The organism is Pseudomonas sp. IT-P218 (assembly GCF_949767605.1).
Classification (GTDB): Bacteria; Pseudomonadota; Gammaproteobacteria; order Pseudomonadales; family Pseudomonadaceae; genus Aquipseudomonas; species Aquipseudomonas putida_AE.
Genome location: NZ_CATKQQ010000011.1, coordinates 522,016 through 548,306, shown reverse-complemented (window position 1 = coordinate 548,306; position 26,291 = coordinate 522,016). Strand labels below are relative to the sequence as shown.

Genomic DNA, 26,291 nt, shown 5'->3' with positions numbered 1-26,291 from the left:
AGCAAAAGATCGCAGCCTTCGGCAGCTCCTACAGGGATCGCGTACAACCATCATTGTGCGGATGTACCGGCCCTTGTAGGAGCTGCCGCAGGCTGCGATCTTTTAGCGGCGGTTGGCCCATCGCAGCCGCAACCATTCCAGGTCTTCGGGGCGCGTAACCTTGAGATTATCCGCCCGCCCTTCAATCAGGCGCGGTGCCATCCCTGACCACTCCATGGCCGACGCTTCATCGGTGATGACAGCGTCAGCCACCAGACTGTCCGCCAACGCCCGATGCAGTGCACCCAGGCGAAACATCTGTGGTGTATAGGCCTGCCAGATCACACTGCGATCCACGGTCTCAACGACACGTCCCTGTTTGTCGACCCGTTTAAGCGTATCCCGCGCTGGAACCGCCAACAGACCGCCCACCGGGTCATCCGCCAGTTGCCCCAACAACTTGTCCAGGTCATCGCGACTCAGGTTGGGCCGCGCGGCATCGTGCACCAACACCCAATCCTCATCGTCCGCACCCAACGCATGCAAGTGCAGCAACGCATTGAGCACCGACCCGGAACGCTCGGCGCCGCCGTCAACGCGTTGAATGCGTTTGTCTCCAGCACACGCCAGGTTCGGCCAATAAGGATCATCAACAGCAAGACTGACCACCAGGCCCTTCAAACCAGGATGATCGAGAAAACAGCCAAGGCTGTGTTCGAGAATAGTGCGCCCGCCCAGTTGCAGGTATTGCTTGGGACGGTCCGCGGCCATACGGGCACCGACGCCCGCGGCAGGAATCACGGCCCAGAAGGCCGGCAGAGACAGGTTCATTGTGCCAACTGGTAAAGGGTTTCACCGTCCTTGACCATGCCCAATTCATGGCGAGCCCGCTCTTCAACGGTCTCCATGCCCTTTTTCAACTCACTGACTTCAGCGTCCATCACCCGATTGCGCTCCAGCAACGTCTGGTTCTCAGCTTGCTGATCGGCAATCTGCTGAGTCAGCTCGGCCACTTGCGCCAGACTGCCATTTCCCACCCACAGGCGGTACTGCAGGCCAGCCAGCAGCAGGAGCAAGACGAGGAACAACCAATTGGGACTGCGCATCGAATATCAGGTATCCAGTGAAAAAAGACAGCCACACCAAAACATGAAGCAACTGATAGCACGAAGCCTGGAAGAACCAGGCTTGTGCTTGCAAGGCATCAGATTAGTGGCAAAAACGTCGCTGTAGCGATTTTTCCGACACAATCCGGTGTCTTTTTTTACATCAACCGCGGAATTCGCTACGGCCGTTGTACTTGGCCTTGCCATTCAACTGCTCTTCGATACGCAGCAGTTGGTTGTACTTGGAAACGCGGTCGGAACGGCACAGGGAGCCGGTCTTGATCTGGCCAGCCGAAGTGCCCACGGCCAGGTCGGCAATGGTCGAATCTTCGGTTTCGCCGGAGCGGTGCGAGATCACGGCGGTGTAACCAGCGGCCTTGGCCATCTGGATGGCTTCCAGGGTTTCGGTCAGGGTGCCGATCTGGTTGAACTTGATCAGGATCGAGTTGGCGATCTTTTTATCGATGCCTTCTTTCAGGATCTTGGTGTTGGTCACGAACAGGTCGTCGCCTACCAGCTGGGTCTTCTCGCCGATCTTGTCGGTGAGGATTTTCCAGCCAGCCCAGTCGGACTCGTCCAGGCCATCTTCGATGGAGATGATCGGGTAACGCTCGGTCAGGCCTTTGAGGTAGTCGGCGAAACCTTCAGCGGTGAACACCTGGCCTTCGCCGGACAGGTTGTACTTGCCGTCTTCGTAGAATTCGCTGGCTGCGCAGTCCAGGGCCAGGGTCACGTCGGTGCCCAGCTTGTAACCGGCGTTGGCCACGGCTTCGGAGATCACTTTCAAAGCGTCTTCGTTGGAAGCCAGGTTCGGTGCGAAACCACCTTCGTCACCCACGGCAGTGCTCAGGCCACGGGCCTTCAGGACAGCCTTGAGGTGATGGAAAATCTCGGTGCCCATGCGCAGACCTTCCGAGAAAGACTTGGCGCCAACCGGCTGCACCATGAATTCCTGGATGTCGACGTTGTTATCGGCGTGCTCGCCACCGTTGATGATGTTCATCATCGGAACCGGCATCGAGTAGACACCCGGGGTGCCGTTCAGGTTGGCGATGTGAGCGTACAGCGGCAGGTCCTGGTCCTGCGCTGCTGCCTTGGCCGCGGCCAGGGAAACGGCGAGGATCGCGTTGGCGCCCAGGGTTGCCTTGTTTTCGGTACCGTCGAGCTTGATCATCGCGTGATCCAGCGCTTTCTGGTCGCTTGGGTCCATGCCTTTCAACAGGTCGCGGATCGGACCGTTGATGTTGGCGACGGCCTTCAGGACGCCCTTGCCCAGGTAACGGCTCTTGTCGCCATCACGCAGCTCGAGCGCTTCACGCGAGCCAGTGGAAGCACCGGACGGCGCGCAAGCGCTGCCGATGATGCCGTTGTCGAGAAGCACATCCGCTTCCACGGTGGGATTGCCACGGGAGTCGAGAACTTCACGACCTTTGATGTCGACGATTTTAGCCATTGTTGTAAACACTCCAAAGTTGACGAAAACGCTGTACCGCTCGATTTATAAGTTTCGCATTACTTTGTGGGAGCCGGCTTGCTGGCGATGGTGTCCTTTCGGGCCCCTTCGCTGGCAAGCCAGCTCCTACAGGTCACATTTGTGGGAGCCGGCTTGCTGGCGATGGCGTCCTTTCGGGCCTCATCGCTGGCAAGCCAGCTCCTACACAGGATCGGGGTTGCCGATATTACGCGGTTTCTATGGCAGGAAAACTCTTCACCAGTTCGTCCAGGGCTTTGAGCTGGGCCAGGAATGGCTCCAGTTTGTCCAGACGCAAGGCGCAAGGGCCGTCGCATTTGGCGTTGTCCGGATCCGGGTGGGCTTCGAGGAACAGGCCCGCCAGGGACTGGCTCATGCCGGCCTTCGCCAGATCGGTGACCTGGGCGCGACGACCACCGGCGGAATCGGAGCGACCGCCAGGCATTTGCAGCGCGTGGGTCACGTCGAAGAATACCGGGTATTCGAACTGCTTCATGATGCCGAAGCCGAGCATGTCGACGACCAGGTTGTTGTAGCCGAAGCTCGAACCGCGCTCGCAGAGAATCAACTGATCGTTACCCGCTTCCACGCACTTGCTCAGGATGTGTTTCATTTCATGAGGTGCGAGGAACTGGGCTTTCTTGATGTTGATTACCGCGCCGGTCTTGGCCATCGCGACCACGAGGTCGGTCTGGCGCGACAGGAAGGCCGGCAGCTGGATGATATCGCAGACTTCAGCGACGACCGCGGCCTGCTCAGGCTCGTGGACGTCAGTGATGATCGGCACGCCGAAGGCTTGCTTGATGTCCTGGAAGATCCGCATGCCCTCTTCCAGGCCGGGGCCACGGTAAGAGGTCACGGAGGAACGGTTGGCCTTGTCGAAGCTGGCCTTGAACACGTAAGGGATACCCAGTTTCTGGGTAACCTTCACGTACTCTTCGCAGACCTGCATCGCCATGTCGCGGCTTTCCAGCACGTTCATGCCACCGAAAAGCACCATTGGCTTGTCGTTGGCAATCTCGATATCGCCTACGCGGATGATCTTCTGCGCCATGGGGTTCACGCCTTCTTCTGGTGTTGAGCCAAAGCTGCCTTGACGAAGCCGCTGAACAACGGGTGACCGTCGCGAGGCGTCGAGGTGAACTCAGGGTGGAACTGGCAAGCGACGAACCATGGATGATCCGGTGCTTCAACCACTTCGACCAGCGCGCCATCACCGGAACGACCGGAGATTTTCAGGCCGGCTTCGATGATCTGCGGCAGCAGGTTGTTGTTCACTTCGTAGCGATGACGGTGACGCTCGACGATCACGTCCTTGCCGTAGCAGCCGTGAACCAGGGAACCCGGCTCCAGCAGGCAATCTTGCGCGCCAAGGCGCATGGTGCCGCCCAGATCGGACGCTTCGGTACGGATTTCAACGGCGCCGGTGGCATCTTCCCACTCGGTGATCAGGCCGACTACCGGGTGACCGCTGGCACGATCGAACTCGGTGGAGTTGGCGTCTTTCCAGCCCAGCACGTTACGAGCGAACTCGATCACGGCCACTTGCATGCCCAGGCAGATACCCAGGTATGGCACTTTGTTTTCGCGAGCGTACTGGACGGCAGTGATCTTGCCTTCCACGCCACGCAGACCGAAGCCGCCTGGCACCAGGATCGCGTCGACACCTTCCAGCAGCGCGGTGCCCTGGTTCTCGATGTCTTCGGAATCGATGTAGCGCAGGTTGACCTTGGTACGGTTGCTGATGCCAGCGTGACTCATCGCTTCGATCAGCGACTTGTAGGCGTCCAGCAGCTCCATGTACTTGCCGACCATGGCGATGGTGACTTCGTGCTCAGGGTTGAGCTTGGCGTCGACCACGGCTTCCCACTCGGACAGGTCGGCACCACCGCATTGCAGGCCGAAACGCTCGACGACGAAATCGTCCAGGCCCTGGGAGTGCAGGATGCCCGGGATCTTGTAGATGGTGTCGGCGTCTTCCAGCGCGATCACCGCACGTTCTTCAACGTTGGTGAACTGCGCGATCTTGCGACGCGAGGACACATCGATCGGGTGGTCGGAGCGGCACACCAGCACGTCCGGCTGCAGGCCGATGGAACGCAGTTCCTTCACCGAGTGCTGGGTTGGCTTGGTCTTGGTTTCGCCGGCTGTAGCGATGTACGGCACCAGTGTCAGGTGCATCAGCATCGCGCGCTTGGCGCCGACTTCGAAACGCAGCTGGCGGATGGCTTCGAGGAACGGTTGCGATTCGATGTCACCCACGGTGCCACCGATCTCGACCATCGCCACGTCGGCATCGCCCGCGCCCTTGATGATGCGGCGCTTGATTTCGTCGGTGATGTGCGGAATCACCTGGATGGTTGCACCCAGGTAGTCACCACGGCGCTCTTTGCGCAGCACGTGCTCGTAGACACGGCCGGTGGTGAAGTTGTTGTTCTGGGTCATGGTCGTGCGGATGAACCGCTCGTAGTGGCCCAGGTCCAGGTCGGTCTCGGCGCCGTCGTGGGTGACGAACACTTCACCGTGCTGGAACGGGCTCATGGTGCCCGGGTCGACGTTGATGTACGGGTCCAGCTTCAGCATGGTGACCTTAAGTCCCCGCGCCTCCAGGATGGCCGCCAATGATGCCGATGCAATGCCTTTCCCCAATGAAGAAACAACACCGCCCGTGACGAATATGTAGCGCGTCATGAAAAACCCTAGAAGTCTGCGTTAAAGCGGTCCGAGCCGCCGGGGAAAGCGAAGGAAGGCCGAAGCCCCCGATCACCTGCATTAATCACAGTGCACCTTTCAAAAAAACCGCCGCGTTGGGACAGACCGGGAAATGAAACACCGGTTCGTTGCTCGCTACACATTTTTTGGAATCGCCCAGCAAAGACTGCTTGGTAATCGGCAACTCCTGCAATTCAGGCGAATCCACAGAAGTTGTATCAAGAAGGGAGCGTAGTCTACCGGAAAGCCCCTTTCAGCTCAAACCTTGATCTTCGCCTGGCGGTTGCCAATGTAAATGCCAGCCACCCGTCGCTTCGCCATCCAGCCCCGCCAGGTTAGCCACCGCCAGCAAATGCTCGCCCTTGTACAGCAGCGGCAATCTGCCGCGCACGAACAGCGGCACCCCACGTTCGTTGAGCAAACGCTTCAAGTCGCGATGGCCGCGGCCGGGCAGCTCCATCACTTCGCCCCCTTCACGATAGCGGATCTGCAAGGGGCCATCGGGGATTTGCCCACTGAGCGTGAGCATGCCGTTGTCGGCCAACGCCAGCGGCTGAGCGGGTTCCAGCCATGCGCCAGGCGCTGGAGCCGCGCGCAACCAGGCACCGGATAACCACCAGATACGCCCGCCCGCCCGATGCAGTTCGCCATCGGTCAGGCGCCAGATCGGCCGGGCGTCGCCGGTGGCATCGCGCAAATCGAGCCAACCCGACCAATGGTCGCTATCCGGCAGCTGAGTCAGCGGTTCGAGCCAGTGGCTGAGCGCATTGCGCTGGCGAGCATCGGAGAGTTTTTCCAGCGATGCCAATTCCAGCGAGGGCAATTTAAGCCAATCGAATTTGCTGGCGGCGCTGGCCTGGCTCAAGTCAATTTGCGCCAGATCATCCAGCAACCCCTGCGCCTCGCTCAAATGCGCGGCACTGCGGGCCATTGTCGACATCGCCTGTGGCCAGCGCTGGGTCAATGCAGGAAACACCTGATGACGCAGGTAATTGCGCGAGAATTGCCGGTCCTGGTTGGAAGGGTCCTCGATCCAGTTCAATTGATGCTCCGCCGCATACGCCTCAAGCTCGGCCCGGGTAGCATCGAGCAAAGGCCGCAACAGATTCCCTTTGCCCAACGGGCGCTGGCGTGGCATCCCTGACAGCCCCCTTACGCCGGCCCCTCGCAACAGGCGAAACAGCAAGGTTTCCGCCTGATCGTCACGGTGCTGGGCCGTCAGCAGGACTTCATTGGCTTGAGTGGCGTCAATGAACGCCGCATAACGCGCATCCCGAGCTGCACGCTCGAGACTGGCGCCGGGTTGCACCTGGACGCGGACGACTTGCAGCGGCACGCCCAGCGCATCACAGACCGACTGACAGTGATCCGGCCACGCGTCAGCCGCAGCCTGGAGGCCGTGATGGACATGGATGGCGCTCAGTGGCGGCAGGGACTGGGATTTGGCGAGCGTTGCGAGAAGGTGCAGAAGGACGGTGGAATCGAGGCCACCGGAGAAGGCGATGTGCCAATGTGCAGCATTGCGCCAAGGCTGAAGATTTAGCAAAAGCCGAAAAGGCAGATCACTCTTCGAAGGATTCATAGAGATTGATCGCTTCTCATGGAACCCTGTAGGAGCTGCCGCAGGCTGCGATCTTTTGATCTTAAAAAATCAAGATCAAAAGATCGCAGCCTGCGGCAGCTCCTACAGGGGTACCGCGTTAGAGACCGTAGCTCATCAGACGATCATAGCGGCGCTTCAGCAGCGCATCGTTGTCGAACTTCTTCAGCATTGCCAGTTGCGAGCTCAGTTCGGCGCGGATCGAGGCAGCGGCAGCAGCCGGATCACGGTGTGCGCCGCCAAGTGGCTCGCTGATCACTTTATCCACGATGCCCAGGCCCTTGAGGCGCTCGGCGGTGATGCCCATGGCTTCAGCGGCGTCCGGTGCTTTCTCGGCGGTTTTCCACAGGATCGATGCGCAACCTTCCGGCGAGATCACCGCGTAGGTCGAGTACTGCAGCATGTTCAGCTGATCGCAAACGCCGATGGCCAGCGCACCACCAGAACCACCTTCACCGATCACGGTGGCGATGATTGGGGTTTTCAGGCGAGCCATGACGCGCAGGTTCCAGGCAATCGCTTCGCTCTGGTTGCGCTCTTCAGCGTCGATGCCAGGGTACGCACCCGGGGTGTCGATGAAGGTCAGGATCGGCATCTTGAAACGCTCGGCCATTTCCATCAGGCGACAGGCCTTGCGGTAGCCTTCCGGACGCGGCATGCCGAAGTTGCGGCGAACCTTTTCGCGCACTTCGCGGCCTTTCTGGTGACCGATGACCATTACTGGCTGGTCTTCCAGACGGGCAATACCGCCAACGATGGCGGCGTCGTCGGAGAAGTGACGGTCACCATGCAGCTCGTCGAACTCGGTGAAGATGTGTTCGATGTAGTCCAGGGTATATGGACGCTTCGGGTGACGCGCCAGACGCGCGATCTGCCAGCTGGTCAGCTTGCCGAAGATGTCCTCGGTCAGCGTGCTGCTCTTGTCCTGCAGGCGGGAAATCTCATCGCCGATATTCAGCGAATTGTCATTACCGACCAAGCGCAACTCTTCGATCTTGGCTTGCAGGTCGGCGATCGGCTGTTCGAAATCTAGAAAATTCGGGTTCATAGGCGTCCGTCTTGGGTCGACGTCCAAGAGAGCTTGGGCCGGCCGGTTGTCTATTCGCGCCCTACCATAAGGGACAGGCGCGTTCAGGTCGAGATTAAATTCTGGTCAAGCTCAGGGCCCCGCTCAAAGTTAAAAGCGACACCCTGACCGTTAACGGTATTGGAGGAAGACGTTGTCTCGCCCGAACTGGTCACGCAGGGCTTGAATCAACGCATCCGCCGGGTCGATTCGCCAGCCTTCGCCGAACTGCAGCAAGGCTTTCGCATCGGGACTCGTGTAGTCCATGGTGATCGGGCACGCACCGCGGTGACGCTTCAACAGCTCACCCAGCCAGCGTAGCTGATCGCCCTTGAGATCCTTGGCGTGTAACTTCAGGCGCAGGCTCTCGGCCAGGTTGGTGCGCGCGTCCTCCATGCTCATCACCCGCTTGACCCGCAAGCGCAGGCCACCGGAGAAGTCGTCGTTGCTGACTTCGCCTTCGACCACCACCATCGCATCGGTCTGCAACAGCGATTGCGCGGAATGGAACGCATCGGCGAACAGCGACGCTTCGATCCGCCCCGAACGGTCGTCGAGGGTGATGAAGCCCATCTTGTCGCCCTTTTTGTTTTTCATCACCCGCAGGGCGATGATCATGCCGGCAACCGTCTGGGTATCGCGCGCAGGTTTCAAATCGATGATGCGCTGACGGGCGAAACGGCGGATTTCGCCTTCGTATTCGTCGATCGGGTGACCGGTCAGGTACAGGCCCAGGGTGTCTTTCTCGCCCTTGAGCCGTTCCTTGAGGGTCAGTTCCTTGGCCTTGCGATGATTGGCGTAGACGTCGGCGTCTTCCTCGACGAACAGCCCGCCAAACAGGTCGGCATGGCCGCTGTCATGGGTACGGGCGGTTTGCTCGGCAGCCTTGATCGCCTCTTCCATCGCGGTCAGCAGTACCGCACGGTTGCGGTCGATATTGGCCTGATAGGCTTTGGCTTCGTCGTGGAAATACGGGCCCAGGCGATCCAGCGCACCGCTGCGGATCAAGCCGTCGAGGGTGCGCTTGTTGATGCGCTTGAGGTCGACCCGGGCGCAGAAATCGAACAGGTCCTTGAACGGACCGTCCTGCCGCGCTTCGGTGATCGCCTCCACCGGCCCCTCGCCCACACCCTTGATCGCGCCAAGGCCGTAAATGATCCGGCCTTCGTCGTTCACCGTGAACTTGAACTCGGAAGTGTTCACGTCCGGCGCGTCGAGACGCAGCTTCATCGTGCGCACTTCTTCGATCAAGGTCACGACCTTGTCGGTGTTGTGCATGTCCGCCGAGAGTACCGCGGCCATGAACGGCGCCGGGTAGTGCGCTTTCAGCCACGCGGTCTGGTACGACACCAGGCCATAGGCGGCGGAGTGGGACTTGTTGAAGCCGTAACCGGCGAATTTTTCCACCAGGTCGAAAATGTTACCGGCAAGGTCCGCGTCGATGTTGTTGGTCGCGCAACCTTCGATGAAACCGCCGCGCTGCTTGGCCATTTCCTCGGGCTTTTTCTTACCCATGGCCCGGCGCAGCATGTCCGCACCGCCGAGGGTGTAGCCGGCCATGACCTGGGCGATCTGCATCACCTGTTCCTGATACAGGATGATGCCGTAGGTCGGGGCCAATACGGGCTTGAGGCCTTCGTACTGGTAGTCCGAGTGCGGATACGCGAGTTCCGCGCGACCGTGCTTACGGTTGATGAAGTCGTCCACCATGCCCGATTGCAGCGGGCCGGGACGGAACAGCGCTACCAGTGCGATCAAGTCTTCCAGGCAGTCGGGCTTGAGCTTTTTGATCAGCTCTTTCATGCCTCGGGATTCAAGCTGGAACACCGCTGTGGTTTCGGCTTTTTGCAGCAGCGAATAGGTCGGTTTGTCGTCCAGCGGGATGAACGCGATGTCCAGCGGCGGCTCGTTGACCTTGGCGCGGTCGCGGTTGATGGTCTTCAGCGCCCAGTCGATGATCGTCAGGGTCCGCAGGCCGAGGAAGTCGAACTTCACCAGGCCGGCGGCTTCGACGTCGTCCTTGTCGAACTGGGTTACCAGGCCATCGCCCGCTTCGTCGCAATAAATGGGCGAGAAGTCAGTCAGCTTGGTCGGCGCGATTACCACGCCACCGGCGTGCTTGCCGACGTTACGCACAACGCCTTCAAGCTTGCGGGCCATCTCCCAGATTTCCGCGGCTTCTTCATCGACCTTGATGAAGTCACGCAGGATTTCTTCCTGTTCGTAGGCCTTTTCCAGGGTCATGCCGACTTCGAACGGGATCATCTTCGACAGGCGATCCGCCAGGCCGTAGGACTTGCCCTGCACCCGCGCCACGTCGCGGACCACAGCCTTGGCGGCCATGGAACCGAAAGTAATGATCTGGCTTACCGCGTTGCGGCCGTATTTCTCGGCCACGTAGTCGATCACCCGGTCGCGACCGTCCATGCAGAAGTCGACGTCGAAGTCGGGCATGGAGACCCGTTCCGGGTTGAGGAAACGTTCGAACAGCAGGTCATATTCCAGCGGGTCGAGGTCGGTGATCTTCTGCACATAGGCCACCAGCGACCCGGCACCCGACCCCCGGCCAGGACCTACCGGCACACCGTTGTTCTTGGCCCACTGGATAAAGTCCATCACGATCAGGAAGTAACCGGGGAACCCCATCTGGATGATGATATCCAGCTCGAAATTCAGCCGGTCGACATAGACCTGGCGCTTGGCTTCATAGTCCTCGGTGGTGTCCTTGGGCAGCAGGACGGACAGCCGCTCTTCGAGGCCATCGAAGGACACCTTGCGGAAGTATTCGTCGATGGTCATGCCATCGGGGATCGGGAAGTTGGGCAGGAAGTGCGTGCCCAGCTTGACTTCGATGTTGCAGCGCTTGGCGATCTCGACGGTGTTTTCCAGCGCCTCGGGAATGTCGCTGAACAGCTCGGCCATTTCCTCGGCACTTTTGAGGTACTGCTGATCGCTGTAGTTCTTCGAACGGCGCGGGTCGTCGAGGGCCCGGCCCTCGCCGATGCACACGCGGGTTTCGTGGGCGGCGAAATCTTCCTGCTTGATGAAGCGCACGTCGTTGGTCGCGACCAGCGGTGCGCCGATTTTCTCGGCCAGCGCCACGGCGCCGTGCAGTTGCTCTTCATCGTTGGGGCGGTTGGTGCGCTGGATTTCCAGGTAGAAACGATCCGGAAAAACCGCCATCCACTCACGCGCCAGGGTTTCCGCTTCGTCCGGGTTGCCGCTGAGCATGGCCTGGCCGATCTCGCCCTCTTTGGCCGCCGACAGCATGATGAGGCCGTCGCTGGCTTCGGCCACCCATTCGCGCTCGATGATGATCGAGCCATTGCGCTGACCGTCGATGAAACCTCGAGAGATCAATTCGGTGAGGTTGCGATAACCCGCGGCATTCATCACCAGCAGGCTGATCCGGCTCAGTGGGTTGTCCGGATCCTTGTTCGACAACCACAGGTCGGCGCCGCAGATCGGCTTGATCCCGGCACCCATGGCGTTTTTATAGAATTTGACCAGGGAACACATGTTGTTCTGGTCAGTGACCGCTACGGCAGGCATGTTCATGCCGACCAGGGTCTTGACCAGCGGCTTGATCCGCACCAGACCGTCGACCAGGGAGTATTCAGTGTGCAGGCGTAGGTGAACGAATGAAGCCGGCATAGTGATCCTGCATTAAGTCATGAAAACAACAAGGCCCGGATTGTACCGGGCCTTGGTGAAAAAAATCAGCCTTGCAACTAAGACTCGATGAGACTCTCTCGGGCTTCATAGGCCAGGCGCACCGGGGCAAACGAGCGCCGGTGAATCGGCGTCGGCCCCAGGCGTGCCAGCGCTTCCAGATGAACGGGCGTCGGGTAGCCTTTGTGCCCGCCGATCCCGTAACCCGGGTAGATCAATTCGAAAGCAGCCATTTCACGGTCGCGACTGACCTTGGCCAGAATCGATGCCGCGGCGATCGCCGGGACCTTGCCGTCGCCCTGCACCACCGCTTCGGCACGCATCGGCAACTTCGGGCAACGGTTGCCGTCGATCATCGCCAGTTTCGGCTGGACGTGCAGCCCGGCAATGGCGCGCTGCATGGCCAGCATGGTGGCATGGAGGATGTTCAGCTCATCGATCTCTTCGACTTCCGCGCGGGCAATGCACCAGCTCAGGGCTTTTTCGCAGATTTCGTCATAGAGTTTTTCGCGCCGGGCTTCGGTGAGCTTCTTCGAGTCGTTCAGCCCGAGGATCGGACGGTTCGGATCAAGAATCACCGCCGCGGTCACCACGGCGCCGCATAACGGGCCGCGACCGACTTCGTCGACACCGGCAACCAGTTCTTCCACTTCCGCGACCAAGGTGAAATCCAGCCCCATCTGCATGCTTGTCTTACTCATTTTACTGGGTCGATCAGGTTCAGCACTGCATCCGCAGCCTGGTTGGAGGCATCCAGACGAAGGGTCCCATGAATTTCATCAAAACCGCGGGTTTGCTCTTCGCCACCCTCGATCAGCGGCGACAGGGTCTGGGCCAGCGCTTCGACCGTGGCATCGTCCTGCAACAACTCGGGCACCAACAGGCGCTGGGCCAGCAGGTTCGGCAAGGACACGTACGGGCTCTTCACCATGCGCTTGAGAATCCAGAACGTCAGCGGTGCCAGGCGATAGGCAACCACCATCGGCCGCTTGTACAACAAGGCTTCAAGCGTTGCGGTCCCCGAGGCAATCAGTACGGCGTTGCAGGCTGCCAAAGCCAGATGGGACTTGCCGTCGAGCAAGGTCAGCGGCAAATCGCGACCGGCCAGCAGCTCTTCAAGCTGCGCCCGGCGCTGTGGGTTGGCACAAGGCACGACAAACCGCACACCGGGGCGCAGTGCCCGCAGGCGTTGGGCGGTATCGAGAAACAAGGCGCCTAGTCGGCCGACTTCGCCGCCACGACTGCCGGGCATCAGCGCCACCAACGGCCCGTCGGGCAATCCCAGTTCGGCCCGCGCCGCAGCGCGATCGGCTTCCAGCGGAATGGCATCGGCCAGGGTGTGCCCGACAAACCGCACCGGCACACCCTTCTCTTCGTAGAATTTCGCTTCGAACGGGAACAGCGTGAGCATCAGGTCGCAACCTTCGCGAATCTTCAGCACCCGCTTCTGCCGCCAGGCCCAGACCGACGGACTGACGTAATGCACGGTCTTGATCCCGGCCTGACGCAGCTTGAGTTCGATGTTGAGGTTGAAGTCCGGGGCATCGATACCGATGAACACGTCCGGCTTCGCGGCGATCAGGTCGGCTACCAGCTTCTTGCGGCGCGCCAGCAATTCCCGCAAACGGCCCAGCACTTCCACCAGGCCCATGACCGACAGGCGTTCCATGGGAAAGTAGGACGTCAGGCCTTCGGCCTGCATCAACGGACCGCCGACTCCGATGAACTCGACCGCCGGATGGCGAGCCTTGAGCGCGCGCATCAGACCCGCGCCCAAAATGTCGCCGGAAGCCTCGCCCGCCACCAGCGCAATACGCAAATTGGCCATGGTTAGCGGGTGATGCCGCGGGTCGAGGACTGTATGGAGTCGCGGAACACCGCCACTTCCGGGAACTGGGCAGAGGATTCGGCCAGTTCGGCGAGCGCCTGCTCAACCGTCAAGCCCTGGCGATAGACCACCTTGTAGGCACGACGCAGGGCGTGGATCGCGTCTTCGCTGAAACCGCGACGGCGCATGCCTTCGAAGTTCATGCTGCGGGCTTCGGCCGGGTTGCCGAACACCGTGACATAGGCCGGGACGTCCTTGCCAATCGCCGTACCCATGCCGGAAAAGCTGTGGGCACCGATGTGGCAATACTGGTGAACCAGGGTAAAACCGGACAGGATCGCCCAGTCTTCCACGTGCACGTGGCCGGCCAGCGCCGTGTTGTTGACCAGGATGCAGTGGTTGCCGATGACACTGTCGTGACCGATGTGGGCGTAGGCCATGATCAGGTTGTGATCGCCCAGGGTGGTTTCCGAACGGTCCTGAATGGTCCCACGGTGAATCGTCACACCTTCGCGGATGACGTTGTGGTCACCCATCACCAGGCGGGTTTCCTCGCCTTTGTATTTCAGATCGGGCGTGTCCTCACCTACCGAGGAAAACTGGTAGATACGGTTGTGCTTACCGATTCGGGTCGGGCCCTTGAGAATCACATGCGGCCCGATCACGGTCCCCTCGCCGATTTCCACACCTGCGCCGATGATCGACCACGGGCCGACCTCGACACCGTCAGCCAGGACGGCCGTCGGATCGATGATTGCGCGAGGGTCGATCAAACTCATAGTTTGCGTTCCGCGCAGATGATTTCAGCGGAGCAGACCGGCTTGCCATCGACCGAAGCCTGGCACTCGAACTTCCAGATCTGCCGCTTGCAGCTGATGAACTTGGCTTCCAGGATCAGCTGGTCGCCCGGCAGTACAGGCTGGCGGAAGCGCAGCTTGTCGGAGCCGACGAAGTAATAAAGGGTGCCGTCGGCGGGTTTCACGTCGAGCATTTTGAAACCAAGGATCCCTGCAGCCTGAGCCATGGCTTCGATGATCAGTACGCCCGGCATGATTGGATGCGCAGGAAAGTGACCATTGAAGAAGGGTTCGTTGATGCTGACATTCTTGTAGGCGCGAATGCGCTTGCCTTCAACATCCAGCTCCACTACCCGGTCCACCAGCAGGAACGGGTAACGGTGAGGCAGGTATTCGCGAATCTCGTTGATGTCCATCATTTCGGGGGGAAGCCTATGTAAAGATTGGGAGCGCGCGACTGATGCACACTCCTCTAGCAAATCAAGGACGCAGTCTAGCGGCTGTGCACACTTGATATGGAAATGGTATCAGCCATCTGATGAAGCATTACCGCCAGGGGTCACGTCCCCAGTTTGCTTTTCCAGCTGTCGCAGACGCCGCGCGATGTCATCGAGCTGACGAATACGGGCCGCGCTTTTGCGCCACTCGGCGGCTGGCTGCATCGCCGTTCCGGAAGAATAGGCACCCGGCTCGGTGATCGAGTGGGTCACCATGGTCATGCCGGTGATGAAAACGTTGTCGCAAATATCGATATGCCCCACCAGCCCTACGCCACCGGCGAGCATGCAATGCTTGCCGATTTTAGTGCTGCCGGAGATCCCCACGCAGGCCGCCATGGCGGTGTGATCACCGACCTGAACGTTGTGGGCGATCTGGATCTGGTTGTCGAGTTTCACACCATTGCCAATGACGGTATCGGCCAGCGCACCACGGTCAATGGCGGTGTTCACGCCGATTTCCACGTCATCGCCGACCAGGACACCACCGATCTGGGCAATTTTCTGCCAGATGCCTTTCTCGTTGGCAAAGCCGAAGCCTTCGCCGCCAAGCACCGCACCGGACTGGATCACCACCCGCTTGCCGACGCGTACGTCGTGATACAGCGTGACGCGCGGTGCCAGCCAGCCGCCTTCGCCAACGACGCTGCGGGCGCCGATGAAGCAGTGCGCACCAATGGTCGTACCGGCAGCAATATGCGCCCCGCTTTCAATCACCGCAAATGCACCGATACTCGCCGCCGGATCGACCACCGCATCCGCGGCAATCACTGCCGTCGGATGAATACCGGCTGCCGCCTTGGGCTTGGGATCGAACAGGTGGGAAATACGCGCGTAAGCAGCGTAAGGATCGGGCACCACCAGGCAATCCCCGGCAAAACCTTCGGCGTCAGCGGCCTTGAGCAACAACGCTGCCGCCTGACTGCCTGCCAGGTATTTGCGGTATTGGGGGTTTGCGAGAAAGCTCAACTGAGCTGGGCCAGCCTCCTGCAAGGTGGCTAGCCCAGTAATTGCTTTCTCCGGGTCGCCACGTAGCGTGGCGCCGAGGAACTCGGCCAGCTGGCCGAGCTTAATGGTCACTGTCATGGATTACTTCAGCTGATTCATGCGCTCGATAACCTGGCGCGTGATGTCGTACTGAGGTTTGACATCAATCACTGCACCACGCTCGAAGACCAGGTCAAAAGCACCTTTCTTGATGACTTCTTCCACAGCACTGTCCAGTTTCGGCTTGAGCTGCTTCAGCATTTCACGGTCGGCAACGGCTTTGGCTTCGTTCAGTTCCTTGGACTGGAACTGGAAGTCACGGGCCTTTTGCTTGAATTCAAGCTCCAGACGCTCACGCTCGCCTTGCTGCATTTTGTCGCCACCGGCCATCAGGCGATCCTGGATACCCTTGGCGCTGCTTTCCAGCGTCTTGAGCTTGCTCAGCTGAGGACCGAATTTCTTCTCGGCATCCACGGCGTATTTCTTGGCCGCATCGGATTCCAGCAGAGCCATCTGATAGTTCAGAACGGCGATTTTCATGTCGGCAAATGCCGGACCTGCAACCAGTACGGAAGCCAGGAGAACCAATTGAGTCAACTTACGCACGATGCACTCCTACAAAATCCATTGTCGTTATCTTGGGGCAGACGCTTAGAACGTCTGACCGAGGGAGAATTGGAACACTTGAGTTTCAGCGTCATCCGGTTTCTTGACTGGCATGGCCAATGCGAAACTCAGAGGACCCAGTGCGGTGACCCAGGTCACACCCACACCGACGGAACTGGCCATATTGCTCAGACTGATGTCGTTGCACTTGGTGTTGGACTTCGTGCCATCAGCGTTGGTGGAATCAGAGCACGATGAGTCGAATACGTTACCCACATCCCAGAATACCGAGGTACGCAGGGAACGCTGGTCCTTGACGAACGGCAGCGGGAACAGGACTTCAACACCACCCTGGATCAGGACGTTACCACCGAACGGCAGCGGATCCTGGTCCGGGTCGAGCGCAGTGCCAGGGTTCTTGCCGGTACTTGGTGTACTGCGAGGACCCAGGGTGCTGTCCTTGAAGCCACGAACCGAGTTGAAACCACCAGCATAGTAGTTTTCATAGAATGGCAAGCCATCGGTCGAACCGTAACCATCGCCATAACCCAGTTCGGTATGCAGGCGCATGGTGTAGTTGTCGCTCAGTGGCTGGAACAACTGGCCACGGTAGTCGAGCTTGAAGAACGACAGGTCGCTGCCTGGAACCGTGGATTCCAGCACGAGGCTCTGGGAATGACCACGGGTCGCCAGTACGCCCTTGTTCAGGGTGGACTCGGACCAACCGGCCGAAGCCTTGAAGTTCAGGTACTTGTCGCCTTCCTTGTTAACGAAATCGAAGATCTCGTCGACGGTATACACACCGGTCTTGATCTCGTCCTGCTGGGCCGTCAGGCCGAAGGTCAGGCGCGAAGTCTCGCTGATCGGGTAACCGACGCTCACGCCGGCACCCAGGCTGTCCACGGCATAGCTGGCTACGTCGACGTCGAGGTCATCGTAGTCAGTCGTACGGTAGAACGCGTTGTAGCCCAGGCTGACGCCATCGGCAGTCCAGTAGGGGTCAACGTAACCGAAGTTGTAGCGGCTCTGGTATTCGCTGCGGGTCAAGCCGAGGCTGACCTTGTTACCGGTGCCGAGGAAGTTGTTCTGGGTGATCGAACCACCGAGGATCAGGCCCGCACTCTGGGCGAAGCCGACGCTGGCGGTAATCGAACCGGACGCCTGCTCTTCAACGCTGTAGTTGACGTCAACCTGGTCATCGACACCCGGTACAGCCGGGGTTTCAACGTTGACTTCCTTGAAGAAGCCCAGTCGCTCCAGACGGGTCTTGGATTGGTCGATCAGGTAGGTCGAGGCCCAGCCGCCTTCCATCTGGCGCATTTCGCGACGCAGCACTTCGTCTTCGGACTTGGTGTTGCCACGGAAGTTGATGCGGTTCACGTAGGCACGCTTGCCTGGATCGACAGCGAAGGTGATGTCTACCGTGTGGTCGTCATCGTGGGGCTGAGGCACGCCATTGACGTTGGCGAAGGTGTAGCCCTCGTTACCCAGGCGTCGAGTGATCAGTTCAGACGTGGTGGTCATCAGCTTGCGCGAGAACACCTGGCCTTTCTGTACCAGCAGCAGGGACTTGACCTGGTCTTCAGGGACTTTCAGGTCGCCGCTGAGCTTCACGTCACGAACGGTGTACTTGTCACCTTCGTTGATGTTGACGGTGATGTAGACGTGCTTCTTGTCCGGCGTGATGGACACCTGGGTCGAAGCGATGTCCATGTTGATGTAGCCGCGGTCCAGGTAGTAGGAACGCAGGCGCTCCAGGTCACCGGAGAGTTTTTCACGGGCGTACTTGTCATCGTTCTTGAAGAACGACAGCCAGTTGGTGGTCTTGAGTTCGAACAGGTCGATCAGGTCTTCATCAGGGAAGACCGTGTTGCCTACCACGTTGATGTGCTGGATAGCGGCAACGGTGCCTTCGTTGATGTTGACCTTCAAGCCGACGCGGTTGCGCGGCTGCGGGATCACTTCAGTGTCGACGGTAGCCGAGTAGCGACCCTGGGCGACGTACTGGCGCTGCAGTTCGTTACGTACGCCTTCGAGGGTGGCGCGCTGGAAGATCTCGCCTTCGGCCAGGCCGGATTGCTTGAGACCCTTCATCAGGTCTTCGGTGGAGATCGCCTTGTTGCCTTCGATCTCGATACTGGCAACCGACGGACGCTCGACTACCGTGATAACCAGGACGTTGCCATCGCGGCCCAGTTGGATATCTTGAAAGAACCCGGTTTTGAACAGCGCACGAGTGGATTCCACCAGGCGTCGATCATCCGCCTGTTCACCGACGTTCAACGGCAAAGCACCAAAGACGCTACCCGCGGAGACCCGCTGGAGGCCATTGACGCGAATATCAGAGATAGTGAAGGACTCGGCGTGAACTTCGGCGATCATCAATACGGTGAGAACCGCAGTTAGCAGCAGACGTTTCATGAAGTCCTTTCTTATTCCAACTGGCAATAAAAACTGCCGCAAAATGCGGCAGATTCGCAATTCAGCGAAGCGTTACAGTCGACCCAGATCATTAACCAGAGCAAGCAACATCACCCCGATCACCAAACTGATGCCGATCTGTATCCCCCAACCTTGCACCCGATCCGACAAGGGACGACCACGCGCCCACTCGATCAGATAAAACAACAAATGCCCCCCATCCAGCACAGGAATGGGCAGCAAATTCAGAACCCCCAGGCTAATACTCAGATAAGCAAGGAAATTCAGGAAATCAGCGACACCCGACTGGGCCGAAGCGCCCGCCACTTTAGCAATGGTTATCGGTCCACTCAAGTTTTTTACCGAGAGCTCGCCGAACAACATTTTCTTCAGCGAATCGAGGGTCAGCACGCTCATCGTCCAGGTGCGTCGAGCCCCTTCCCCCACGGCTGCCAACGGCCCGTAACTGACTTCGCGAATCATCTCTGGTGGCCAATCGACAGCTTTTACCCCTGCCCCCAGGTAACCACTGGGTGCCTTTTTTTCGCCGCGGGCAGCCAACATCACAGGAACGTCGATTTGAGCACCGTCACGCTCCACCCGCAGCATGATTTTGGTATCAGGATGCATACGAACGATATCGACGACCTGCTGCCAGTCATCCACGGCCTTGCCATCGAGCGCCAACAGGCGGTCACCGGTCTTCAGGCCGGCGGCCTGGGCCGGGCCTTTGGAATCCAGTTCAGCCAGGACGGGCGGCAATGCCGGGCGCCACGGGCGAATCCCCAGGGAACGAATCGGATCCGGTTCATCGGCACCTTTGAGCCAGTTGTCCAACACCAGCTCGCGCGGCGAATCCACTGTAGTGCCCTGCTCGCGAACCAGCAGCTGCAGGGAACCGCTTTCACCCAGGCGACGGACCAGCTGCAGATTGACCGCAGCCCAGCCGGAAGTGGGCTCGCCGTCGATGGTAACGATTTCCTGGCCTGCGTTCAGGCCCGCCTTGGCCGCCAGGCTACCGGACTCGACAGCGCCGATGACCGGGCGGACCTGCTCGGTGCCAAGCATCGCCAATGCCCAGAAAAACACCATCGCCAACAGGAAGTTGGCAATCGGTCCCGCTGCAACGATGGCAATGCGCTGGCGCACGGATTTGCGGTTGAAGGATTGCTCGAGCTGATCGGCCGGCACTTCGCCTTCACGCTCGTCGAGCATCTTCACGTAGCCACCCAATGGAATGGCAGCCACCACGAATTCGGTACCCTTCTTGTCGTGCCAGCGCAGCAGCGGCATGCCGAAGCCCACGGAGAAACGCAGCACCTTGACCCCACAGCGACGCGCGACCCAGAAATGGCCGAACTCGTGGAAGGTAACCAGCACGCCCAAAGCGACCAGGGTGCCGACAATCATATAGAGCGCGCTCATCTATTTTCTCCGCATTCCTATCCAGTCCTGCATCGCAGCACTTACCGCCCTTGACGACTCAACCATTGTTCAGCCAGCAAACGCGCCTTGGCATCCGCCGTGAACACCGCCTCAAGATCATTCACTGCAACCACAGGTTCGAGATTGAGGACTTCCTCGATGATACTCGCGATTTCCAGGTAACGAACCCGTCCGTCGAGAAAGGCCGCGACAGCGACTTCATTTGCCGCATTCAACATCGCCGGAGCGCTGTTACCCGCCTCGGCTGCCTGGCGCGCCAGTCGCAGGCACGGGAATCGATCTTCGTCCGGGGCCTGGAAGTCCAGGCGCGCGACGGCAAACAGGTCCAGCGGCGGCACGCCCGAGTCGATTCGCTCCGGCCAGGCCAGCGCGTTGGCGATCGGCGTGCGCATGTCCGGGTTACCCAACTGGGCCAATACCGAACCATCGATGTAGTCGACCAGCGAATGAATCACGCTTTGTGGGTGGATCACTACTTCAACCTGGGACGGCTTGGCATCGAACAGCCAGCAGGCCTCGATCAGTTCAAGCCCTTTATTCATCATGCTGGCCGAATCGACCGAGATCTTGCGCCCCATGGACCAGTTAGGGTGGGCACAGGCCTGCTCGGGTGAAACATGCGCCAGCTCGGCCATGGGCGTCTGCCGGAACGGACCGCCAGAGGCGGTCAGCAGGATCCGGCGTACGCCGACCGGTTCCAGGCCACGGGCAAAATCCCGGGGCATGCATTGGAAAATCGCGTTGTGCTCACTGTCGATCGGCAGCAATACCGAGCCGCTTTTGCGCACGGCCTGCATGAACAAGGCGCCGGACATGACCAGCGCCTCCTTGTTGGCCAGGAGGATCTTCTTGCCGGCCTCGACGGCCGCCAGGGTCGGGCGCAGGCCTGCGGCGCCGACGATGGCCGCCATGACCGCATCGACCTCAGGGTCGGCAGCCACCTGGCACAACCCCTCCTCCCCCACCAGCACGCGAGTGGCAAGACCGGCAGCGCGCAGGTCATCCTGCAAGCCGCGGGCAGCAGCGGCCTCAGGCACCACGGCAAACCGCGGGGCGTGACGCACGCACAGCGCCAGCAGCTCGCTCAGGCGAGTGAAACCGCTCAAGGCGAAGACCTGGTAGCGCTCAGGGTGGCGGGCGATGACATCCAGGGTGCTCAGACCGATCGAGCCGGTCGCCCCGAGGACGGTAATCTGCTGAGGACGGCTCATGGTGCAGCCATCCACAACAGTACGGCAAATACCGGGATCGCCGCGGTCAGACTGTCGATGCGATCCAGCACGCCGCCATGCCCCGGCAGCAGGTTGCTGCTGTCCTTGATCCCGGACTGGCGCTTGAACATGCTTTCGGTGAGATCACCCACCACCGAGACGAACACGATCAGCGCGGCGCCGATCAGCCCCTTGAACAATTCAGCCACCGTCCAGTCGCGCACCAGGGCAACCAGGGTGGTGATCACCAGGCTCAGGGCAAGGCCGCCGTACACGCCTTCCCAGCTTTTGCCCGGGCTGACCTGCGGCGCCAGCTTGCGCTTGCCAAACGCACGTCCGGAGAAATAGGCACCGATATCCGCGCCCCAGACCAGCACCATCACCGCCATGATCAACCAGTTGCCCAGCGGGTACTGCTTGATCTGCACCAGGCCTTGCCAGGCCGGCAACAGGATCAACAGGCCGATCAGCAGCTTGCAGGCGGCGCTCGCCCAATGCTCACTGGAGCGCGGGTAGGTCAGCACCAGGTAGGTCGCCAGCGCCCACCAGAGCACCGAAGCCCCCAACACCCAGGGCGCCAGGCCGGGCAGGATGTACATGACGAACAGCATCAAGGCGACGACGGCGGCATAGCCGGCACGAAACGCTTGCGCAGCGAAACCGGCCAGGCGCGCCCATTCCCAGGCGCCCAGGGTTACGACCAGGCCGATGAACAGCGCAAAAGCGGAACCCTCCAGCAGAAAAAACCCACCCAGGGCAATCGGCAGCAGGATCAGCGCGGTGATGATTCGTTGTTTAAGCATTAAACCCGGGCTCCAGCCTCGACCTGCTCGCTCGTTTTACCGAAGCGGCGCTGGCGAGATGCGAAATCGGCCAGCGCATTGCGCATGGCATCGTGTTTGAAGTCCGGCCAGAACAGGTCGGAGAAGTACAACTCGGCGTAAGCCAGCTGCCACAGCAGGAAGTTACTGATGCGATGCTCGCCACCGGTACGGATGCACAAGTCCGGCAACGGCAGGTCGCCGGTGGCCAGGCAGGTTTGCAGCAGTTCCGGGGTAATGTCTTCCGGCCGCAGATGCCCGGCCTGGACTTCACGCGCCAGACGCTGTGCGGCTTGGGCGATATCCCACTGACCGCCGTAGTTGGCGGCGATCTGCAGGACGAAGCGATTGGCGCCGGCCGTCATGGCCTCGGCTTCACGCATGGCCGCCTGGAGCTCCGGGTGGAAGCGCGAGCGGTCGCCAATGATGCGCAAGCTGATGTTGTTGTCGTTGAGGCGCTTGGCCTCACGACGCAATGCCTTGAAGAACAGATCCATCAAGGCACTGACTTCATCGGCCGGGCGCTGCCAGTTCTCGCTGGAGAACGCGAACAGGGTCAATACTTCGACCCCTGCCTCGGCGCACACCTCAATGACTGCACGCACCGCATCCACACCCGCTTTATGCCCGGCGACACCCGGCATAAAGCGTTTTTTCGCCCAGCGATTATTACCATCCATGATGATCGCGACATGGCGCGGCACCGCGGAAGGTGCAACCTGCTTGGTCTTTTCCATGAACACGCGACCCTTATACGGCCATCAGGTCTTTTTCTTTCTGCGCCAGGTTCGCGTCGATTTGAGCCACGTACTTCTTGGTCAGATCATCGATTTCGCCAGTTGCGCGACGCTCTTCGTCTTCGCTGATTTCCTTTTCCTTGACCAGATCCTTCAGCGAGCTGTTGGCATCGCGACGGATGTTGCGCACGGCAACGCGGGCATCTTCAGCTACATCACGCGCCTGCTTGGTGAAGCCCTTGCGGGTTTCCTCGGTCAGGGCCGGCATGGAGATCAGCAGCAACTCACCCAGGTTGGTCGGGTTCAGGTTCAGACCTGCACTGCCGATGGCCTTGTCGACGGCACCGAGCATGTTGCGCTCGAAGGCAACCACTTGCAGGGTACGGGCGTCCTTGACGGTGATGTTCGCCACTTGCTTGATCGGGGTATCGGCGCCGTAATACGGAACCATCACACCTTCCAGAATGCTTGGGTGCGCCTGGCCGGTACGGATCCGACCGAAGTTGTGCGCCAGCGATTCCACGGACTTCTGCATGCGCTCTTGAGCGTCTTTCTTGATTTCGTTGATCATTGTTGGCCTTCCTCGATCAGGGTCCCTTCAGCGCCACCATGGACGATATTCAGCAGGGCGCCGGGCTTGTTCATGTTAAAGACGCGCAACGGCATCTTGTGGTCGCGGCACAGGCAAATGGCCGTCAGATCCATCACGCCCAGCTTGCGATCCAGTACTTCATCGTAGGTCAGATGATCGAACTTCTCGGCATGCGGGTCTTTGAATGGGTCAGCGGTGTAGACGCCATCGACCTTGGTTGCCTTGAGCACGACATCGGCATCGATTTCGATTGCACGCAGGCAAGCCGCGGAATCCGTGGTGAAGAACGGATTACCGGTGCCGGCCGCGAAAATCACCACGTCCTTGGAGTTCAGGTGGCGCATGGCCTTGCGGCGATCGTAGTGATCGGTCACGCCAACCATGGAGATGGCCGACATCACGATGGCCGAGATATTGGCACGTTCCAGCGCGTCGCGCATGGCCAGGGCGTTCATCACAGTGGCCAGCATGCCCATGTGGTCGCCTGTGACCCGGTCCATGCCGGCCTTGCTCAGCGCTTCGCCGCGGAACAGGTTGCCGCCGCCGATCACCAGGCCGACCTGGACACCGATGCCGACCAGCTGGCCGACTTCCAGCGCCATGCGATCCAGAACCTTCGGGTCGATCCCGAACTCTTCCGAGCCCATCAGGGCCTCGCCGCTAAGCTTGAGTAGAATGCGTTTATAGCGAGCCTGATAACCACTGCCCTGCTGAGCCATTGCGAATCTCTCCTGCGGCGTATTTTAAAAATTCTTTGCGAGCTGTTTTTCAGCTGGCGTTCACTCTAGCGTGACGCTGCTTCAGCGCCATCGGAACATGGCTTTGTAAGCCAGTTCCAAGTGGAAGCCAATTAAAAATTGGCAACCCATCTGAAAAGAGGCTGCGCGCGTGAGCGGGCAGCCTCTTCAGGGCGACAGTTAAAAAAACCGTCTTATTGCTTGGCGGCAGCCAGTTGTGCGGCAACTTCTTCAGCGAAGTTGTCAACTGGCTTCTCGATGCCTTCGCCCACTTTGAAGTAGGTGAAGGAAACGATTTCAGCGCCGGCTTTCTTGGCCAGGGCACCTACGGTGACTTCCGGGTTCATCACGAAAGCTTGCTCAACCAGGCTGGCTTCGGCCAGGAACTTGGTGATACGGCCGGCAATCATCTTCTCGACGATTTCAGCTGGCTTGCCTTTCATCTTGTCTTCGTTCAAGGACAGGAAAACGCCCTTTTCACGCTCGATGGCTTCTGGCGAAACCTGCGATGGCAGCAGGAACTCAGGGTTGCTTGCCGCCACGTGCATGGCGATCTCTTTGGCCAGCTGAACATCACCGCCCTTGAGAACAACAGCAACACCGATCTTGTTACCGTGCAGGTAAGTACCGACCACGTCACCTTCAACGCGAACCAGGCGACGGATGTTGACGTTTTCGCCAACTTTGGCCACCAGGGCTTCACGAGCCGATTCCTGAGCGGCGATCAGCGGAGCTGCGTCGGTCAGTTTTTCGTCGAATGCTTTTTCTACGCTGGCAGCAACGAAGTTCTTGAAGTCGTCTTGCAGTGCCAGGAAGTCGGTCTGCGAGTTCACTTCCAGCAGTACGGCGGACTTGTCGTCAGCCTTGATGGCGATGGCGCCTTCAGCGGCAACGTTGCCCGCTTTCTTGGCAGCCTTGATGGCGCCCGAAGCACGCATGTCATCAATGGCTTTCTCGATGTCGCCGCCGGCCTTGGTCAAGGCCTTTTTGCAGTCCATCATGCCTTCGCCAGTACGCTCGCGCAGTTCTTTGACCAACGCTGCAGTAATCTCTGCCATTTCAAAATTCCTCTTGGATAGGTTATCAACCATTCCACCCGATCGAACGGGCGTTCAATTCTTCCCGAACCACCCTTGTTAGCTGCCGCACGTTACAGATAGAGCAGTGGGCGCCGACAAATGGTTTTCGAGGTGGCAAAAAGGGGGCCAAGCCCCCTTTTTGCTTACTGAGTCAACGCCAGGGCGTCAATTACTCAGCTGCAGCCTGAGTTTCTTCAGCTGCGAACTCTACGGTGCCGCCGGCAACGTTGTTGCGACCACGGATCACAGCGTCAGCCATCGAACCCATGTACAGCTGGATAGCGCGGATTGCGTCATCGTTGCCTGGGATGATGTAGTCAACGCCTTCCGGGCTGCTGTTGGTATCGACTACGCCGATAACCGGGATGCCCAGCTTGTTGGCTTCGGTGATCGCGATGCGCTCGTGATCAACGTCGATAACGAACAGAGCGTCTGGCAGACCGCCCATGTCCTTGATACCACCCAGGGAACGATCCAGCTTTTCCAGGTCACGGGAGCGCATCAGCGCTTCTTTCTTGGTCAGCTTGGCGAAAGTACCGTCTTCGGCTTGTACTTCAAGGTCACGCAGACGCTTGATGGAAGCACGGATGGTCTTGAAGTTGGTCAGCATGCCGCCCAACCAGCGGTGATCGACGTACGGCGAACCGCAACGTGCTGCTTCTTCAGCAACGATCTTGCCAGCGGAACGCTTGGTGCCGACGAACAGAATCTTGTTTTTGCCCTGGGCCAGACGCTCTACGAAAGTCAGAGCTTCGTTGAACATTGGCAGGGTTTTTTCAAGGTTGATGATGTGGATCTTGTTACGCGCGCCGAAAATGTATTTACCCATTTTCGGGTTCCAGTAACGGGTCTGGTGACCGAAGTGCACACCGGCCTTCAGCATATCGCGCATGTTGACTTGGGACATGATAGTTCCTTAATAAGTC

General features: G+C 59.6%; 23 protein-coding genes. All 23 read right to left on the bottom strand.

From position 1 onward, the window contains the following. Window positions 1-102 precede the first annotated feature (102 nt). Window positions 103-810 carry a 2-C-methyl-D-erythritol 4-phosphate cytidylyltransferase gene (ispD, locus tag ACM6I6_RS09215; RefSeq protein ID WP_274073293.1) on the bottom strand — a complete coding sequence of 236 codons (708 nt, stop codon included), beginning with the start codon at window positions 808-810 and terminating at the stop codon, window positions 103-105. Next, the gene (ftsB, locus tag ACM6I6_RS09210; protein ID WP_008057335.1) at window positions 807-1,085 is read right to left on the bottom strand and encodes a cell division protein FtsB; all 279 of its coding nucleotides are present in this window, start codon (window positions 1,083-1,085) and stop codon (window positions 807-809) included. Before ftsB ends, ispD begins: the two co-directional genes overlap by 4 nt. A gap of 163 nt (window positions 1,086-1,248) precedes the next feature. Then, window positions 1,249-2,538: a phosphopyruvate hydratase gene (eno, locus tag ACM6I6_RS09205; RefSeq protein ID WP_077184442.1), complete on the bottom strand. Its 1,290-nt coding sequence runs from the start codon at window positions 2,536-2,538 to the stop codon at window positions 1,249-1,251. Window positions 2,539-2,764: 226 nt separating this feature from the next. After that, window positions 2,765-3,610, bottom strand: a complete 846-nt coding sequence (gene kdsA, locus ACM6I6_RS09200; RefSeq protein ID WP_274073292.1) for a 3-deoxy-8-phosphooctulonate synthase — start codon at window positions 3,608-3,610, stop codon at window positions 2,765-2,767. Between the two features lie 5 nt (window positions 3,611-3,615). Continuing rightward, on the bottom strand, window positions 3,616-5,247 hold the full coding sequence (locus ACM6I6_RS09195; protein WP_274073291.1) for a CTP synthase: 1,632 nt from the start codon (window positions 5,245-5,247) through the stop codon (window positions 3,616-3,618). A gap of 274 nt (window positions 5,248-5,521) precedes the next feature. Then, window positions 5,522-6,850, bottom strand: a complete 1,329-nt coding sequence (tilS, locus tag ACM6I6_RS09190; protein ID WP_414919789.1) for a tRNA lysidine(34) synthetase TilS — start codon at window positions 6,848-6,850, stop codon at window positions 5,522-5,524. Between the two features lie 118 nt (window positions 6,851-6,968). After that, on the bottom strand, window positions 6,969-7,916 hold the full coding sequence (locus ACM6I6_RS09185; protein ID WP_274077160.1) for an acetyl-CoA carboxylase carboxyltransferase subunit alpha: 948 nt from the start codon (window positions 7,914-7,916) through the stop codon (window positions 6,969-6,971). Window positions 7,917-8,066: 150 nt separating this feature from the next. Beyond that, the gene (dnaE, locus tag ACM6I6_RS09180) at window positions 8,067-11,588 is read right to left on the bottom strand and encodes a DNA polymerase III subunit alpha (protein ID WP_274077161.1); all 3,522 of its coding nucleotides are present in this window, start codon (window positions 11,586-11,588) and stop codon (window positions 8,067-8,069) included. A 77-nt stretch (window positions 11,589-11,665) separates the two neighbouring features. Next, the gene (gene rnhB, locus ACM6I6_RS09175; protein WP_274077213.1) at window positions 11,666-12,292 is read right to left on the bottom strand and encodes a ribonuclease HII; all 627 of its coding nucleotides are present in this window, start codon (window positions 12,290-12,292) and stop codon (window positions 11,666-11,668) included. A gap of 11 nt (window positions 12,293-12,303) precedes the next feature. Continuing rightward, window positions 12,304-13,434 carry a lipid-A-disaccharide synthase gene (lpxB, locus tag ACM6I6_RS09170; RefSeq protein ID WP_414919788.1) on the bottom strand — a complete coding sequence of 377 codons (1,131 nt, stop codon included), beginning with the start codon at window positions 13,432-13,434 and terminating at the stop codon, window positions 12,304-12,306. Between the two features lie 2 nt (window positions 13,435-13,436). Continuing rightward, complete coding sequence (gene lpxA / locus ACM6I6_RS09165; RefSeq protein WP_274077162.1) at window positions 13,437-14,213, bottom strand: acyl-ACP--UDP-N-acetylglucosamine O-acyltransferase; 777 nt, start codon at window positions 14,211-14,213, stop codon at window positions 13,437-13,439. Beyond that, a complete protein-coding gene (gene fabZ / locus ACM6I6_RS09160; protein WP_007978374.1) occupies window positions 14,210-14,650 on the bottom strand; it encodes a 3-hydroxyacyl-ACP dehydratase FabZ in 441 nt (146 codons plus the stop codon). The genes lpxA and fabZ overlap by 4 nt, the downstream gene beginning before the upstream one ends. A gap of 108 nt (window positions 14,651-14,758) precedes the next feature. Continuing rightward, window positions 14,759-15,814 carry a UDP-3-O-(3-hydroxymyristoyl)glucosamine N-acyltransferase gene (gene lpxD, locus ACM6I6_RS09155; protein WP_274077163.1) on the bottom strand — a complete coding sequence of 352 codons (1,056 nt, stop codon included), beginning with the start codon at window positions 15,812-15,814 and terminating at the stop codon, window positions 14,759-14,761. 3 nt (window positions 15,815-15,817) lie between these two features. Continuing rightward, window positions 15,818-16,321 carry an OmpH family outer membrane protein gene (locus ACM6I6_RS09150; RefSeq protein WP_008057318.1) on the bottom strand — a complete coding sequence of 168 codons (504 nt, stop codon included), beginning with the start codon at window positions 16,319-16,321 and terminating at the stop codon, window positions 15,818-15,820. 45 nt (window positions 16,322-16,366) lie between these two features. Beyond that, entirely contained in the window at window positions 16,367-18,742 is a 2,376-nt protein-coding gene (gene bamA, locus ACM6I6_RS09145; protein ID WP_274077164.1) for an outer membrane protein assembly factor BamA, read from the bottom strand. Between the two features lie 72 nt (window positions 18,743-18,814). Then, window positions 18,815-20,167, bottom strand: a complete 1,353-nt coding sequence (rseP, locus tag ACM6I6_RS09140) for an RIP metalloprotease RseP (protein ID WP_414919787.1) — start codon at window positions 20,165-20,167, stop codon at window positions 18,815-18,817. A gap of 41 nt (window positions 20,168-20,208) precedes the next feature. Then, on the bottom strand, window positions 20,209-21,399 hold the full coding sequence (gene ispC / locus ACM6I6_RS09135; protein ID WP_274077166.1) for a 1-deoxy-D-xylulose-5-phosphate reductoisomerase: 1,191 nt from the start codon (window positions 21,397-21,399) through the stop codon (window positions 20,209-20,211). Further along, entirely contained in the window at window positions 21,396-22,202 is an 807-nt protein-coding gene (locus ACM6I6_RS09130) for a phosphatidate cytidylyltransferase (RefSeq protein ID WP_274077167.1), read from the bottom strand. Before ACM6I6_RS09130 ends, ispC begins: the two co-directional genes overlap by 4 nt. Continuing rightward, window positions 22,202-22,957 (bottom strand): polyprenyl diphosphate synthase, encoded by a 756-nt coding sequence (gene uppS, locus ACM6I6_RS09125; RefSeq protein WP_008057310.1) that lies wholly within the window; start codon window positions 22,955-22,957, stop codon window positions 22,202-22,204. Before uppS ends, ACM6I6_RS09130 begins: the two co-directional genes overlap by 1 nt. Before the next feature lie 13 nt (window positions 22,958-22,970). Further along, a complete protein-coding gene (gene frr, locus ACM6I6_RS09120) occupies window positions 22,971-23,528 on the bottom strand; it encodes a ribosome recycling factor (RefSeq protein ID WP_274077168.1) in 558 nt (185 codons plus the stop codon). Next, window positions 23,525-24,268: a UMP kinase gene (gene pyrH, locus ACM6I6_RS09115; RefSeq protein WP_003222124.1), complete on the bottom strand. Its 744-nt coding sequence runs from the start codon at window positions 24,266-24,268 to the stop codon at window positions 23,525-23,527. Before pyrH ends, frr begins: the two co-directional genes overlap by 4 nt. A 212-nt stretch (window positions 24,269-24,480) precedes the next feature. Next, window positions 24,481-25,344 carry a translation elongation factor Ts gene (gene tsf, locus ACM6I6_RS09110; protein WP_274077169.1) on the bottom strand — a complete coding sequence of 288 codons (864 nt, stop codon included), beginning with the start codon at window positions 25,342-25,344 and terminating at the stop codon, window positions 24,481-24,483. A 190-nt stretch (window positions 25,345-25,534) separates the two neighbouring features. Next, the gene (gene rpsB, locus ACM6I6_RS09105) at window positions 25,535-26,272 is read right to left on the bottom strand and encodes a 30S ribosomal protein S2 (protein ID WP_003222119.1); all 738 of its coding nucleotides are present in this window, start codon (window positions 26,270-26,272) and stop codon (window positions 25,535-25,537) included. Window positions 26,273-26,291 lie beyond the last annotated feature (19 nt).